The organism is Paenibacillus tepidiphilus, assembly GCF_008635795.1.
Classification (GTDB): domain Bacteria; phylum Bacillota; class Bacilli; order Paenibacillales; family Paenibacillaceae; genus Paenibacillus_AQ; species Paenibacillus_AQ tepidiphilus.
This window is the reverse complement of record NZ_VWRQ01000017.1, coordinates 77,687-92,323: the sequence shown is the minus strand read 5'-3', so window position 1 is coordinate 92,323 and position 14,637 is coordinate 77,687. Positions and strand designations below refer to the sequence as shown.

Below are 14,637 nucleotides of genomic sequence, written 5' to 3'. Positions count from 1 at the left end.
ACTTATGGAGCAGACCGCAGAAAACATCCGCATCCGCAGCGCCGCTTATTATCATCCCGAGCATAGTGTAGGCAATGAATTTTACCTGGAACATTTCGCGAAGATCGGCAAGGATATCAAACGTTTTCTGGAAGTAATGGGCCGCGACAAGCGGTATATCGTTAACGGCGAAGGCGACAATGCGCTGACTATGGGCTTCAAAGCGGCGCAGAAGGTGCTGGAGTCGGCCGGCATGGTCAGCGAGCAGCTGGATATGATTGTATTCGCATCACAGACGCCGGAGTATACGTACCCAACCAACGCTTTGCTCCTACATAATCATCTGAAATGCAAGAACCGGACGGTCACCTTCGACTCCAACGCCAACTGCGCCGGAATGGTAACCGCCGTAGAGCAGGCCAGCCGTTATATGCAGGCCAACCCCGCTATCCGTTATGCGCTGGTGGTCGGAAGCGACTACAGCTCCATTAACTGCAACATCGACGATGAAATTACGTATCCCAACTTCGGGGATGCCGCCGCTGCGGTTATTCTGGAACGGAGCAGTGAACCCGGAGGTCTGCTGGATTCCCTGTATTTCACCGATTCCAGCGGCCATGCAGATATTGTATTCCCGGCTTGCGGCCTGTCGAACATTTACCGGGAGGGCACTACGCCGGAGCAGATGCGTATCCGCTGGACTCCGTTTGACGGCACGGTATGCGTCGATGCGGCGATCAACGATATGAAGGAGCTGCTGCGCCGCAACGGTCTTACCACGGATGACATTTCCGCCTTCTGCCTGTCGCAGTTCTCGCTGAAGAACATTGAGCTGATTCAGGAAGGCCTGGGCCTTGAGAGTAATGAGAAGTTCATTTATGTGGGCGATGAGTTCGGATATACGGCCACCAGCAGTCCGTTTATCGCTTTCCAGCGTGGCGTCGAATCAGGCAGAATTAACCGCGGCGACCACATTTTCTTCTGGTCCGTAGGGGCCGGGTGGCAGATTCCAACGATGCTGTATCAGTATTAATGTATTGAGGTCCACCTCATGCCAAAGACCCTGCTCTTTCAGAGCAGGGTCTTTTAACAACGATAATACTTAATTAGGAATGCCCTCCGGACATAGATAAGCCGATACGGGCCACCAGCCTGGCGCTTTCGGCATTCAGTCCTGTAATCTCGGCCTCCTTGCCGTATACAGCATACCTGGCGATCACCTTGCCCGCCGCCTCTACCGCTGACTGGTCCCACACATGGGAACCGCTGAAGTCGATGACGATCCGCTGTGGGTCACTTTCATAATTAAATTCCTGCACGAAATGGCTTGCCGTACCGAAGAACAGCGGGCCGGACACCTGATACCTCACCTCTGCGCCATCGGCGTCCGTACGGGAGGATACGCGGATAGCAGCCATTTTCCAGGCAAAGGACAACGCGCTTAGCAGCACTCCCAGCAATACGCCGATACCGAGGTTATCGGTGGCTACCACTGCAACGACCGTTACAATCATTACCAGCGCGTCGCTGAGCGGCACCCGTACCAGTGACTTCAGCGAGCCCCACTCAAAGGTGCTGATCGAGACCATGAACATGACGCCGACCAGCGCCCCCATCGGAATCTGCTTCACTATATCCCCGAGCAGCAGAATCAGGATCAGCAGAAATACGCCGGATACAAATGTGGACAGCCGGGTCCGTCCGCCTGATTTCATATTGACCATAGACTGGCCGATCATGGCACAGCCCGCCATGCCGCCGAAGAATCCGGTCACCATATTGGCAAGGCCCTGTCCCTTCGCTTCCCGGTTCTTGTCGCTTCCCGTACCGGTAATTTCATCAATCAGGGTAGCGGTCATAAGCGATTCCAGAAGTCCTACTACAGCCAGAGACAGCGAATACGGCAGAATAATCAGCAGTGTATCGAGCGTAAACGGAATTTGCGGCAGATGAAACGGCGGCAGTGAGGAAGTAATGCTGCCCATGTCACCAACGGTCTTGACATCCAGGTTCAGGACAATACTCAGCACGGAGACGATGATAATTGCCACCAGTGCAGACGGAACCGCCTTGGTGAAGCGCGGAACGGTATAAATGATCACTAGCGTCAGGGCCACCAAGGCATACATGACCCAGCTCTGCCCGCTGAAATGCGTCAGCTGCGCCATGAAGATAAGGATAGCCAACGCATTGACAAAGCCGGTCATCACCGGCTTCGGCAGGAAGGTGATGAATCTGCCAAGCTTCAGCATGCCCATCACAATCTGCAGAATTCCGGTTAGCACCGTGGCGGCGAACAAATACTCAATCCCATGCTCCGCTACCAGGCTGCCGACCAGCAGCGCCATGGCACCGGTAGCCGCCGAGATCATTCCCGGCCGGCCTCCGGCAAATGCCGTAACAATGGCTATCGTGAAGGAGGCATACAAGCCCACCATCGGACTCACGCCGGCCAGAATCGAGAAGGCGATCGCCTCGGGAATCAGGGCGATCGCTACAGTCATTCCCGAAAGAATATCGCTGCGCGTATTCGAGAACCAGCTGTTGTTATTTAATTGTAAGGGTTTCAAGCTGCAAGTTCCTCCTGTGCATATTAAGGTTAAACGGGCCATCCGGAATGGCCCTTGTCCGGTGCAACGCCAATGCTTCCCATTGTAACCGACAGCCTAACCTTTGCACAAAAGCGTAACCAGTTCATGTAAGCGTTTGTTTCTGCTGTATTCTCTATCATTCAGCGCAAACTGCGTAAATACACCGGGAAGCTATTCGCGGTACAAACCGGAAGCCTTCACTTCGCTGAAGAAGGTGTTGAACTCGTCGATGTTCAGCTGCTGTGCGGCATCGGAGAGCGCCGTGGCCGGATCGGGATGAACCTCCACCATGATGCCGTCCGCTCCGGCAGCCAGCGCCGCCTTGGCACAAGGGACCAGGATATCCTTGCGTCCGGTCGAGTGGGTGACGTCCACGAGCACTGGCAGATGACTCTCTTGCTTCAGAATCGGCACCGCAGAGATATCCAGCGTATTGCGCGTCCATTTCTCGTAGGTGCGGATGCCGCGCTCGATCAGCATGACCTGCGTATTGCCCCGCGACATGATGTACTCCGCCGCATGCAGGAATTCCTCCATCGTCGCCGCCAGACCACGCTTCAGCAGCACCGGCTTGTCCAGCTCCCCTGCCGCCTTGAGCAGCTCGAAGTTCTGCATGTTGCGGGCGCCGATCTGAATAATGTCCACATAATCGAGCGCCGGTTCCAGGTGAGCGGGATCGACGATCTCGCTGATCGTAAGCAGCCCGTATTCATCGGCTGCTTCACGCAGAATCCGCAGGCCGTCCATACCCAGCCCCTGGAAATCGTAAGGCGAAGTGCGGGGCTTGAAGGCCCCGCCGCGCATCACCTTAATGCCGGCCTGCTTCAGTGCGGCGGCAACGGTACGCGTCTGCTGCTCGCTCTCTACGGAGCACGGTCCCGCCACCATCAGCGAGGACAGCCCGCCCACCTTCACGCCCAGCGGCAGTTCGATGACTGTATCCTCCTTGTGGCTCTTGCGGCTGACGAGCAGGCTTTTCTTATGCTCGGCCGACTGCAGATCCAGCGATGCGGAGAAGATTTGTTTGAAGAGGGTGCGGATCGTTCCGCCGGTGAAAGGCCCCTGATTGCTCGCCACCAGCTTCTCCAGCATCTGCTTTTCCCGTTCCGGATCGAATTTCGGCACTCCCTGCTTCTCTTTAATGGCCCCGATTTGCTGGACCACCCGGGCGCGTTCGGAGATCAGCTCCAGCAGCTGCCCGTTGATTCCGTCCAGTTTCCCTCTAAGTTCATCCAATTCAACATTGCTCATTGCCTTCCACTCCCTTTTTCAATATTAATGTTATGAACGCAAAAAGGCCCTCGCCGCAAGGGACGAGGAGCCGTGGTACCACCCTAATTCAAACGGTCTTCACGGCTGCTGCAGCAGCCGGCAAGGTGCGGCGATGAACCGCCCTGTACAAATCCGTTCTTCTTATGCCTGTAACGCGGGCCGCGGGCCTCCCTACGCATGTCCTCAAAGCTCGGAGCACTTCAGGGGCCGACTACGAAGTGAACTTCGGCGCAAAACGTCTCATGTGGGTGCTCTCAGTCTCCGGCACGCCTTCCCTGTTAAGATCCGTCCTATGCGCTTACTCTCTTCGTCATCGTCTTTGCTTGGAATATTCCGGTACAGCCTGCTGAACCAGTTTCTGCTATCTTAATCAAAAAGCTCCCGAGATGCAAGGGAATATTGCGACGCATTAAAGTCTTGATGAAACACGCGGCCGGCATTAGTTAAAAAAACTTCCCGATCACCTGGCTCAGCACCTCACTGCGCAGCGGCTTGCTGATATATTCATCCATTCCGGCTTCCAGACACAGCTCCCGGTCTCCCTTGAGCGCATTGGCCGTTACAGCGATGATAACCGGCATCCGGTCAGGAGGCAGCGTCTCCCTGATTCTTCTGGTGGCCTCCAGGCCGCTCATGCCAGGCATCTGCACATCCATAAATACCAGATCATAAGCGCTGTCCGCAAGCTTCGCCAGCACCTGCAGGCCATCGGCCGCCACATCCACCTTATAGCCACGCTTCTCCAGAATTTTGCGCAGGACAAGCTGATTAATCTCATTGTCCTCGGCGACCAGCACCGACAGCGGGCGTCCCTGCACAGCTGTTCCCGAAGGCTCTCCCGTGCCTTCGGCGGCATGCTCCTCCAGACGCAGGTTCACCGTGAACACAAAGGTCGCTCCCGGCCCTTCTGCCCTGGTATCCAGGGTAATGCTTCCGCCCATCAGCTCGACAAGCTGCTTCGTAATGGCAAGACCAAGTCCGGTGCCTTCATGGCGGCGGCTCATAAACTGGTCGACTTGGAAGAACGGTTCAAACAGCCGCTCCCGGGCATCCTCCGGAATACCCACACCGGTATCCGCCACGGTAAATTCGAGCGTGACCCGCTCTTCCATTCTGGCTTCGGTCCGCACCTGAACCGTAACGCCGCCTGCATCAGTGAACTTGACAGCATTGCCGACCAGGTTAAAGAGAATCTGCTTCAACCGGTCCGCATCGCCAATGACCCGCTGCGGCACATTGGGTTCCACTTGGACTTTAATCGCAAGATGCTTCGCCTCGGCCTTAAGCAGCAGCAATTCTAAAGCAGAATCAATGCAGGTTCCCAGCACAAAGGATTCTTCGTGAAGCGCAGTTTTGCCGGCCTCATTCTTCGAGAAATCCAGAATATCATTGATGATATTCAGCAGCGTGTCGCCGCTCTGGCGGATGATTTCCAGGTACTCCCGCTGAACCGAGCCCGGCTCACTGGTCTCCAGCAGCAGGTCGGTCATGCCGAGAACGCCGTTCATTGGCGTGCGGATCTCATGGCTCATCATGGCCAGGAATTCGCTCTTCGCCCGGGTCGTGCTCTCGGCAGCCTCCTTGGCAATCAACAGCTTCTTCTGCTCGGTAATATCCTTGACGATGATGTAGAAACCCACCTTCGTCTTATTGATAATAATGGGCGCAATGGTGGTCAGAACCTCCACCGTATGGCCGTCCTTGTGCCAGATCGTGTCGATATTCTGTTCGTTGCAGTTATTATCCGGATTATCTTGCAGTACATCGTGCACATGATTTTCTCCGATAATCAGCCCTACGCTGGTACCGGCAAGCTCGGGAATCGTGTATCCGGTCAACTGGCAGGCCTGCTCATTGCCGTTGATGATTTTGCCCTCCAGATCAAGAGAAATGATGGCGTCGTGGTTATACTTCTTGAGCGAAGTATAGCGTTCCACCGTCTCCTGCAGCTTCTGCTCCACGATCATGCGTTCTGTTACATCACGCCCTACAGCCAATACTCCGCGGTAACGGCTTTCTTCAATTAAGCGCAGGGTAAATTCCAGCCACAAATACCTGCCGTCGGCATGCCGGACCCGCAGCTGCAGCCTTTGTTCCTGCATGACTTGCGGAAGCTCCAGCTTGGAGCTGTCATCAGGATGCACCAGTCCGTGGATTTCCCGGCCAATGAGCATGCCCGGATCATAGCCCAGCACCTCGGTCACTGACGGTGAACAGTAACGGCAAATGCCGTCCGGCGTTGCATAATACACAACATCTCTGATGTTGGCAACAATCAGCGGGTACAGCTCAGAAACTGGAACCCCGGGGACGCTTTGGTCCGCAAGTTCGGCCATATGCACGACATAATGGAGACCGGCTTCACTGGACGGGTCACGGACCAGCAGAACATGCAGCAGCACCGGGACCGGATCGCCGGTAGCGCTCGCCAGCCGGAGTCTGCACTCAAAAAACGGAATAGTTCCGTCCCGCAAAGCCGTTATGTTGTCTGTATAAAGCTGAATGGATTCGTCATGCACAAATTCCTTGAATTCCCGTCCGGTTAATTGCTGCTCCGTAAAGCCCAGCAGCCCGGTCACCGCCGGGTTGATGCTGCTCCATCTCTCGTCCATGGACAGAAAAGCCATTCCGACGTCTCCGGCCGCACCCCTATATTCAAAGCGGGAATAATTTTCCGCATACTGTTCGATCATAGATCCACCGCCTGTTTGTGGAATAAGCGTAATTGTCGTATTTCAAATCTTAATTATAAATATCTTGTATAAACGTAGCAAAGTCAAATGGAATTCTTAATTCAGTCTGTTGCAGGCCGCAGGCGCGAAACCGGCCATTAGACGGAGCACTCCCCAGTTCTCCTGTTATCTGATTTTATCCTCAATAAATACATGCGCTCTTCCGGCAAGCAGCGACTCCACCGCTTCCGCCAGCAGTCTCACCTGAAACGGCTTGGTGATATATCCGGCGAAGCCGCTTACCCTGGCCCGTTCCATATCCGCGTTCTGCGCAAAAGCACTGACTCCCAGCACCGGAATATGACGGGTCTCTTCCTTTGATCTGAGCACATTCATCGCCGCATACCCGTCCAAGCCGGGCAAGCCGATATCCAGCAGAATCAGATCCAGCGGCTCCCGCATGGCAATCCGTAATCCCAGTTCGGCCGTTTCGGCTTCAAGCAGCAACACAGCGGGCAAGTATTTTCTGAAAATATGCCGCATAAGCGTCATATTTACAGCGTCGTCTTCAATGTATAATACCGTCCGCCTGTATGCTTCCATCCGCCTCTCGCCTCCTCTAACTGTTAGTGCGAATATGCTTATCTTCGCGAAAAAGAAAAAGCCGAAGAAAGGGATATCCCCCTTCTTCGGCTCATGTTCGGCTCATTTGCATGTCCGACTCATTTCCGCCTTATATGATGTTGGTTAAAGAAAAGTATATGCAATCACGCTGGTATCCCGGTCAAAGTCCCAGTCCACATAAATGTCGGACAGCTCCTTGCCAAGCATTGGAGCAATGGTCGTTGTATCCTCCAGATAACGTTTCTCCATCTTGCGTTTGGTGGTCTTGAGCGTATTCTCATAGCCCAGATTAATTAGTTCCTTCTCCAGCGGAATAAGAATACCTTCGCGCTTAATAATCAAAGTGCGCGGTCCCAGCCACCAGGAATCAATAAATTCGGGCTCCTTCTGCACCTTGCGGCTCACATCGCTAATCTGGGTATGAACCTGATCCCTTCCGGCGTAATGGTCGACGCTGGTCTCCTCAGACTTGAGAAGCGCAACGATGATACCGGAAGCATTATGTATTCCCCAGTCATAAAAAAGTTCGCCAACCTCAATAGCCATATGTTCCTTCAGATATGCCGCCAGCTCCGGAAGCAGAGATTTCATCAGCAATTCCCTGGTATAGCGGAAAGCCTGCTCCTCCTCCTTGTTTAGCAGAAACCGTTCCACAGGTCCGATAAAATTACGGATATGCAGCGCTATGCACTGCTTCCCGATGGAAGCATGCACCGATTCGGGCCCCTTCCCGAAACGCTCTCTCAGCAGTCTGCCTGTGTAACTGGAAAGTTGGCTAGTAAGTTCAGTAGTGCTCATTCAATTTCCTCCAGCATTAATATTCTTTTGCCTGTCAGTATGGAGATTGGGGAGACGCTCCGCCTGCTGAAAAAACGGATCGTTCACTTTAGTATAATCGGATATTCCTGCCACGTACACATAAAAATTCAGCGTGATATGCGAAATGGGCTTTACCATAAAGAGAAATCTCTTTACCTGACGCTTCCGTCCGGCTGCACAATGAAACGGAGCCTCCGGACTGCCGCCAGTCCAGGCTCCGTTTCAGTATGTCCAGTGTTTGCCTATAGTTTGCGCTCGGATTCGGTAAATACTTCAAAAAACGGGGTCGTATCCCGTTCCGCCATAGAGTGCTCCACTCCCGGCGTCCAGCCGATTTCTGCCCGCCAGCTACCCAGCCGCCCGGAGTCAATCAACTCCTGTTCATTGACGGGTACAGCCGCGTCGCCGAACGGCGACACATACAAGGCATCAGCCGGGCAATACGCCTCGCACATGAAGCAGGTCTGGCAGTCCTCCAGGCGGGCAATCACGGGAAGCTTTCCGTCCATCTCGAACACATTCGTCGGGCATACCTTCACACACAGCTTGCAGCCGATGCAGCGGTCACTGCTCACAAGCTCGATCATATGGCCCTCCCTTCTGCCGGCAGCTGCAGCTCGCGGGCATGGGGTACACTTTCGGTGCGGATGCCGATCCTGACCGTGCCGGAGAGAATTAGCCGGTGCGTCTGCTGCGGATCAAGCTGCGGATACTCCGCGAGATGCGCTAGCCCGCGAGTCTCCCGGCGGGCTAGGGCGGCGGTATAGATCCAGCGGCCTGCCATCAGCAGTGCCGCCGCTTCCCTGGACTGCACGATTCCCTGCACCGTGGACGGAATCACGCCGCCCAGCTCGGGCAGCAGGCTATCCAGCCGCCGCAGGGCGGCACTGACGCCTGCCTCGCTGCGGAAGTAATTGGTCTCCAGCGGCAGGACCTCGCGCTGCACGGCCGCAATCAGCGGCTTCGCCTCCAGCCGGTGCGGCTTGTCGGCACCCGCCTGCAGACCATGCCGTCCCGCAGGTGCCAGCTCCCGGCTGTCCGCGTGGCGCGTCTGGGACAGCGCATAACGCGCCGCCCCCTCGCCCGCCCAGCTGCCGCTGCAGATTGCCCAGGAGGCGTTGTACGCCCCGCCGCCGGAGATCGCGCCGGTGACCTTCTCCCGCGAAGCGGCGTCCCCGGCCGCATACAGGCCGGGCACCGATGCGGCGCAGTCGGCCCCGGTCAGGCGCAGGCCGCCGGTGCCGCGCATCGTGCCTTCATAGCGCAGCGTCAGCGGGAACTTGTCCCGGAACGGGTCAATCCCCGCACGCTCCAGCGGCATGAAGAAGATCGGATGGGCGCGGCGGAGGAACTCGCGCTTCTCGGGCGTGTCGGCCAAGTCGAGCGAAGCATAGACCGGGCCCTTCACAAGCAGCTCGGGTATGCTGCCGAAGGTGCGGTCGCCGCGCAGGATCGGACGCCCTGCGCCGTCGTACAGCGTGGCCCAGGCCAGCATCCGCCCGCGCGTTACCGTGCCGCCTTCGAAGCTTGGCGCATACTGGCGGCTGAATTCCATGCCGGAAAGGTCTGCTCCGGTCTCGGCTGCCATCAGCAGCCCTTCGCCTGTCAGCACGTTACAGCCCAGACCCTTGCTCAGGAAGGCGCAGCCGCCGGTAGCGATTACCACGGCATTCGCCCGCACCTCCCACGTCTCGCCGGTAAGCCGGTTCACTCCGCGCGCCCCGCCTACGCCATGCCTGTCATGAAGCAGCTCCAGTGCGGGAGACTGATCCCATATCTTTACTCCGGCTTTGCGGACGACCCGCCGCATCAGCTTCATATATTCGGGCCCATGCAGATGGGTACGCAGCGGCCGGCCGGCTTCATCCCTGGGGAATGGATAGCCCCACTGCTCCACCAGCTCCAGATTCCGCTCCACCTGGTCAAGCACCCGGTGAATCCAGGCATTCTCCGACAGATAGCCTCCTGCCCGCAGCCTGGCCGCGACCGCCTGCTCCCGCAGCTTCGCCACCGGCGGGATGACCAGAAGCGTCGTTCCTCCCGGAGCGGTGGCTCCGCTTGTTCCGAGATAGCCTTTATCGGCGAGAATGACCTTCGCACCGTGCGAGGCCGCACTCCAGGCCGCCCAGGCACCGGCCGGACCGCCGCCGAGAACCAGCACATCTGCCGTTGTTTGCTGCCTTACTACCTGCTCCTGCAATGTATGCTGCGGCATTGCGCCTCCTCCTGTCTGCTCTTAGAAATGGAAGCCATCAACCGGGGATACCGTATACATGTGTAAAGCATACAGCGGCTATGCCTCCGTTACCCGGATAATAAGCTCTTAAATTAAGGCTCCTGCCGCACTCTGCCGCCAACGGACCCGAGCTGCGTGCGGAGGAATGCCACCGTCTCGGCCAGCGCTGTATCAAGCGCCGGTGTGGAGCCGGTGTAAGGCTCGGTTGTATTGAACGTGTGGTCTGCCCCGGCCACCGCAACATAGCGGTGCTGCGGCGCCTGCTCCCGGAAGAGCTGATTCTGCCGCAGCAGCTCCTCGCGGTCATTGTCGCCCTGGATAACCAGTGCCTTGGCCGACAACCCGCCGAGCGCCCGCTCCAGGTTGTAGCGCTCCCCACCCGCGGCGAGATCGGCCTGTATAGCCTGCTCCGGCAGGCTTGGGCTCTCGCCCGGCCCATAGGTGCGTACCGGCGGAGAACCGCCGTTCCAGACTGCCAGCGCCTTCACCTCCGGATGCTCCGCCGCGAAGACAATGACACTGCCTCCGGCGCGGCTGTGTCCGAGCAGCGCCAGCCGCTGGAGCCCGGCCCGCTCCGCCAGCGGCAGCCGTCCCTCCTGCAGGCTGTGCAGCAGCTCTTCCAGATCGAGCAGCTCGCGGCTTTGCGTCTGTGCCTCCGCCGCTTCCTGTTCGCTGAGCCCGGCTGCAGTGCGGGCCGCCACACGTGAGAAGTTGAAGCTGACGGTGTAGAACCCCGCGGCCGCCAGACGCCCGCTTGCCTCCGGCCAGAAGGCCCAGTCTTTATGGCCCCGGAATCCGTGGCTGATCAAGAGGACCGGCAGCGCCGTATCTCCCTGGGGAACCTTGATTTCCCCCTCCAGGTGCAGCCCGTTCTTAAGCGGAAGACGAAACCGTTCAATGACAAGCGTATTCTCCGCCATATTGACCTCCTTGGTTATGGATATCCCCTGCCCGGTGTCCACCCGGGCCTGCCGTCTGCACTGCTTCCATACTTTATGCCAGTGAATGCCGGTAATCTGTTTATTTAAGCTGCCAGTCGCTGATATTAAAATCCTTCTTGGCCAGCTTCTCCTGGACCAGAAACGCTTTGGTTCCCTCCAGCAGCTGAAATCCGTCATCCGTAAACGCGGTATCCTTAATGTCACTGATCGGGCTTACCTGCTTCGCCAGCTCAGGCGTGGTGTCCCCGATTTCGGCCAGGAACTCGTAATACTCCTCCTCATGCTGCTGTAAATCGGCCAGCGCCTTCTCACGGGCGGCATTCCATACCTCCGGGAAATCCGGGAATTTCTCCAGATACTCCTCTGACACTACCGTGACGCTGGAGCCCAACAGGTCCGGATGCGCCGAGGAATCATCCAGATGCGTATACCCCTGCTCGATCAGCTTCAAGGCTGGTACACCTGTGTTGGTCAAAGCGTCGACATCCCCGCGGGCCAGCGCTGCAGTGGCATCCGGAATCAGCATATGAACCAGCTTATAGTCCGTAACCCCCTCCTGCTGGAGCAAGCCGACAATGTAGCGGTGCATGAACGAACCCTTCTGAATGGCAATTGTCGCGCCCTGCAGATCCTTGAGGGTCTTCGGTCCGTCCTTCTTGCCGATCAGATAGCCGACCGTATGGGCTGAGGACTGCGTGATGAAGCGCGTCTTCGCCCCCGAGGCGTAGGCGATGATGGCCGGAGTGTCGCCCAGACTGCCGAAATCCAGGCGGCCGCTGATCAGCGATTCGGTCTGATCCGGCCCGTTCGGGAAGCCGGTCAGCTTCACCTCAGTGATCCCATGCTTCTTTAGCTCCTCCTGGATAATGCCTTTATGGAAGCCCCAGCCCTCGGCGCCTCCCGGCACATTGAGCTTATTGGAGCCGATAAAGCCGAAGTTCAGCACCGCGGGAACATCAGCGCCGGAGGCAGTAGAGGCATTGGAGGCGTTCCCCGCAGCTTCCGCTGTGTTTGCCCCGGCTGCGCTGTTCCCGGCTGTGTTGTTGCCGCAGGCCGAAAGCGTGAGCATCGCCAGAATGACGCTTGCAGCGAGCGTGAGCCGGGCACTTAGCCGGGTCCCTCTCCGCTTGACTTTACCTGCCGGAACTTCCTGAACGGTCTGCAATAGCTTCTTCATATCTGTAGTCTCCCCTTTGTCTTGTTGGTTAGAATCCGGCCCGGGCCGCAAGCTTAATCATATATTCATGGCTGGCGACCGGCTGGCGGCCTTTGCCCCAGCCGACCTTCTCGCGGTAGCCGCCGATCAGCCCCGACTGCTCAAGCTCAGCCTCCGTCACACCCGATACCGCTTCGGAATCCGGCGCGACATACAGCGCATCCGCCGGGCAGTACAATTCGCACATGAAGCAGGTCTGGCAATCATTCTGCCGGGCAATGACCGGAATATCCCCTTCGACGCGGTCAAAGACGTTCGTCGGGCAGACCGACACACACTGGTTGCACTCCACACATCTGGCGGCGCTGATCACTTCAATCACGAGAGCACCTCCTCCTTCGCCACCTCTTCCCGGCTGGTCCAGACCTCATCGAGTCCGCCGGTGATCAGGCGGTGATGCTGCCCGCTATCCGTAGCCTTATAATCCTCGCGCTTGTGCATGCCCCGCGTCTCTGTGCGGGCCAGCGCCGAATTGTACATCCAGCGCGCCGTTGCGGTCATGGCCTGCGCCTCGCGGGCCTTGACACCTTCGGGCGTAACCGTAATCTCTTGGCCGCGCTGCTCCTTCCAGAGATCGTCAAGCCGAGCCAGCGAAGATGTCAGTGTTGCGCCTGTGCGGAACAGATTGATATCGTACGGCTTGACCTCGGCCTGCACCGCCTCCGTATATTCGGCCGCGCGCACCGCCGCTCCCCGGGAGACCTCGCCCTCTGCCAGCGGCGAGACCGACAGGCCGGACGGCGTGCGCAGAGCGGAGCGGCCCCCCAGCGAGGCGGCGTAGGCTGCCGCACCTTCACCGGCGAAGGAGCCGGAGGACATCGCCCATGCGGCATTATGGCTGCCGCCGCCGGTGAAGCCGCCGCAGATCAGCTCGCGGGTAGCTGCGTCGCCTGCGGCGTATAAACCGGGTACTCCGGTGCCGCACTGCTCATCCGTAATCCGGATGCCGCCTGTTCCGCGCACCGTTCCCTCCAGCCGCAGCGTGACCGGGAATGCCTCTGTAAACGGGTCGATTCCCCGGCGGTCAAAGGGCAGGAAGAAGTTGGTCTGCCCGACCCGCAGCAGCGGCCGTATATCCTCCGGAGCCTGATCCAGCTTCGCGTAGACCTGACGCCCCGCCAGCAGATTGCGGGCGATGACCGAGCGCCCTCTCTTGGAGCCCGCTCCTTCCACTACACTGCCGTCCTCGTAGTAGAAGCTTGCATAGCTGTAATACGCCGTCTTCGTTACGGATGAGAAGGTCGGGCAAATGGCGTAGGCATTGGAGAACTCCATACCCGACAGGCTCGCTCCCGCTTCAGCCGCGAGCAGATAGCCGTCGCCGGTCAGCACATTGCACCCCAGCGCCCTGCTGAGGAAAGCGCAGCCGCCGGTGGCGATGACCACCGCTCCTGCCAGCACCCTCCAGGCCTCGCCGGTCTGCAGGCGCACCCCGGCCGCTCCCGCCACACCGTGCTCATCGGCCAGCAGCTCCAGAGCCGGGCTGTGATCCAGAATCTTCACGCCGGCCTTCTTGACCAGCTTCCGCATCAGCTTCATATACTCGGGCCCTTGCAGGCTGCGGCGGTATTGGTTGCCGTATTCATCCAGCGGAAAGGGATACCCGGAGACGCCCAGACGGTTCATATTGTCATAGGTGCGCTCCAGCACCCGGTTCATCCACCGGTGCTCGGCAAGCTGGCCGCCCATCTCATAGCGGCTGGCCTTGGCTTCTTCCCGCAGCCGGGCATCCGGCTGTACGTACCATACGCCTGTGCCGGACGGAGCCGTCGCACCGCTGGAGCCGCAGTAGCCTTTATCGGCCAATATTACTTTGGCCCCTCTGGCTGCGGCGCTGAGCGCCGCCCATGTTCCGGCGGGTCCTCCGCCCAGAATCAGTACATCCGCCGACAGATTCACGGCACCTTGCCGTAGCGTATTGCTCATTGTCAATTTCCCCCTTTATAGATGTTGGACTTAAGATTCTCTCCAGATAAAGCCGTCGAAGTGACTCCAGTAAAGTTATGGACTTACATCCGCTGTCCGCTGCCCGCTGCCGTTCCCCGGTTCCCGGGTGAATACCGCTAATGGCTGCAGTATTCGGTGGCAGCCAGCTCTTTATGGTTATGATGAACGAAGGGCTGCCGCAGTTCGCAGACTGTAGTTGGAAAATCGCCACTTAATTCTACCTAATTGGACGATAATCACAGACCTAGTTGGATATCCGCCACTTAATTCAGGTGAAAAATAGTAAATTCCTTAATATCGATCAATTTAAGTGGCGATAATCCAATTAGATTGCTGAAAT

The 14,637-nt window shown here is 57.8% G+C and carries 12 protein-coding genes; 1 reads left to right on the top strand and 11 read right to left on the bottom strand.

Translation table 11 applies throughout. The features are described 5' to 3' along the window. Positions 1–4: 4 nt before the first annotated feature. Positions 5–1,012 carry a ketoacyl-ACP synthase III gene (locus F1379_RS20620; protein ID WP_150273420.1) on the top strand — a complete coding sequence of 336 codons (1,008 nt, stop codon included), beginning with the start codon at positions 5–7 and terminating at the stop codon, positions 1,010–1,012. 73 nt (positions 1,013–1,085) lie between these two features. Here the strand turns inward: F1379_RS20620 and F1379_RS20615 are convergent, their stop codons facing one another. The 11 genes from F1379_RS20615 to F1379_RS20565 all read right to left on the bottom strand — a co-directional run bounded on the left by F1379_RS20615 (position 1,086) and on the right by F1379_RS20565 (position 14,276). Continuing rightward, positions 1,086–2,549, bottom strand: coding sequence for a SulP family inorganic anion transporter (locus tag F1379_RS20615; RefSeq protein ID WP_275262618.1), 1,464 nt, complete (start codon positions 2,547–2,549; stop codon positions 1,086–1,088). Positions 2,550–2,741: 192 nt separating this feature from the next. Further along, on the bottom strand, positions 2,742–3,821 hold the full coding sequence (locus F1379_RS20610; protein ID WP_150273416.1) for a bifunctional 3-deoxy-7-phosphoheptulonate synthase/chorismate mutase: 1,080 nt from the start codon (positions 3,819–3,821) through the stop codon (positions 2,742–2,744). Between the two features lie 464 nt (positions 3,822–4,285). Next, on the bottom strand, positions 4,286–6,535 hold the full coding sequence (locus F1379_RS20605; RefSeq protein ID WP_150273413.1) for a PAS domain-containing hybrid sensor histidine kinase/response regulator: 2,250 nt from the start codon (positions 6,533–6,535) through the stop codon (positions 4,286–4,288). 165 nt (positions 6,536–6,700) lie between these two features. Then, positions 6,701–7,117 carry a response regulator gene (locus F1379_RS20600; protein WP_150273411.1) on the bottom strand — a complete coding sequence of 139 codons (417 nt, stop codon included), beginning with the start codon at positions 7,115–7,117 and terminating at the stop codon, positions 6,701–6,703. A 144-nt stretch (positions 7,118–7,261) separates the two neighbouring features. Next, complete coding sequence (locus F1379_RS20595; protein WP_150273408.1) at positions 7,262–7,936, bottom strand: Na-translocating system protein MpsC family protein; 675 nt, start codon at positions 7,934–7,936, stop codon at positions 7,262–7,264. 263 nt (positions 7,937–8,199) lie between these two features. Continuing rightward, the gene (locus tag F1379_RS20590) at positions 8,200–8,544 is read right to left on the bottom strand and encodes a 4Fe-4S binding protein (RefSeq protein ID WP_150273405.1); all 345 of its coding nucleotides are present in this window, start codon (positions 8,542–8,544) and stop codon (positions 8,200–8,202) included. After that, positions 8,541–10,172: an FAD-binding protein gene (locus tag F1379_RS20585; protein ID WP_150273403.1), complete on the bottom strand. Its 1,632-nt coding sequence runs from the start codon at positions 10,170–10,172 to the stop codon at positions 8,541–8,543. Before F1379_RS20585 ends, F1379_RS20590 begins: the two co-directional genes overlap by 4 nt. Before the next feature lie 113 nt (positions 10,173–10,285). Beyond that, a complete protein-coding gene (locus tag F1379_RS20580; protein ID WP_150273401.1) occupies positions 10,286–11,113 on the bottom strand; it encodes an alpha/beta hydrolase family protein in 828 nt (275 codons plus the stop codon). 100 nt (positions 11,114–11,213) lie between these two features. After that, positions 11,214–12,311, bottom strand: coding sequence for an ABC transporter substrate-binding protein (locus F1379_RS20575; protein ID WP_239004747.1), 1,098 nt, complete (start codon positions 12,309–12,311; stop codon positions 11,214–11,216). 28 nt (positions 12,312–12,339) lie between these two features. Next, entirely contained in the window at positions 12,340–12,672 is a 333-nt protein-coding gene (locus tag F1379_RS20570; RefSeq protein ID WP_150273399.1) for a 4Fe-4S dicluster domain-containing protein, read from the bottom strand. Next, a complete protein-coding gene (locus F1379_RS20565) occupies positions 12,669–14,276 on the bottom strand; it encodes an FAD-dependent oxidoreductase (protein WP_150273397.1) in 1,608 nt (535 codons plus the stop codon). The genes F1379_RS20570 and F1379_RS20565 overlap by 4 nt, the downstream gene beginning before the upstream one ends. Positions 14,277–14,637: the final 361 nt, after the last annotated feature.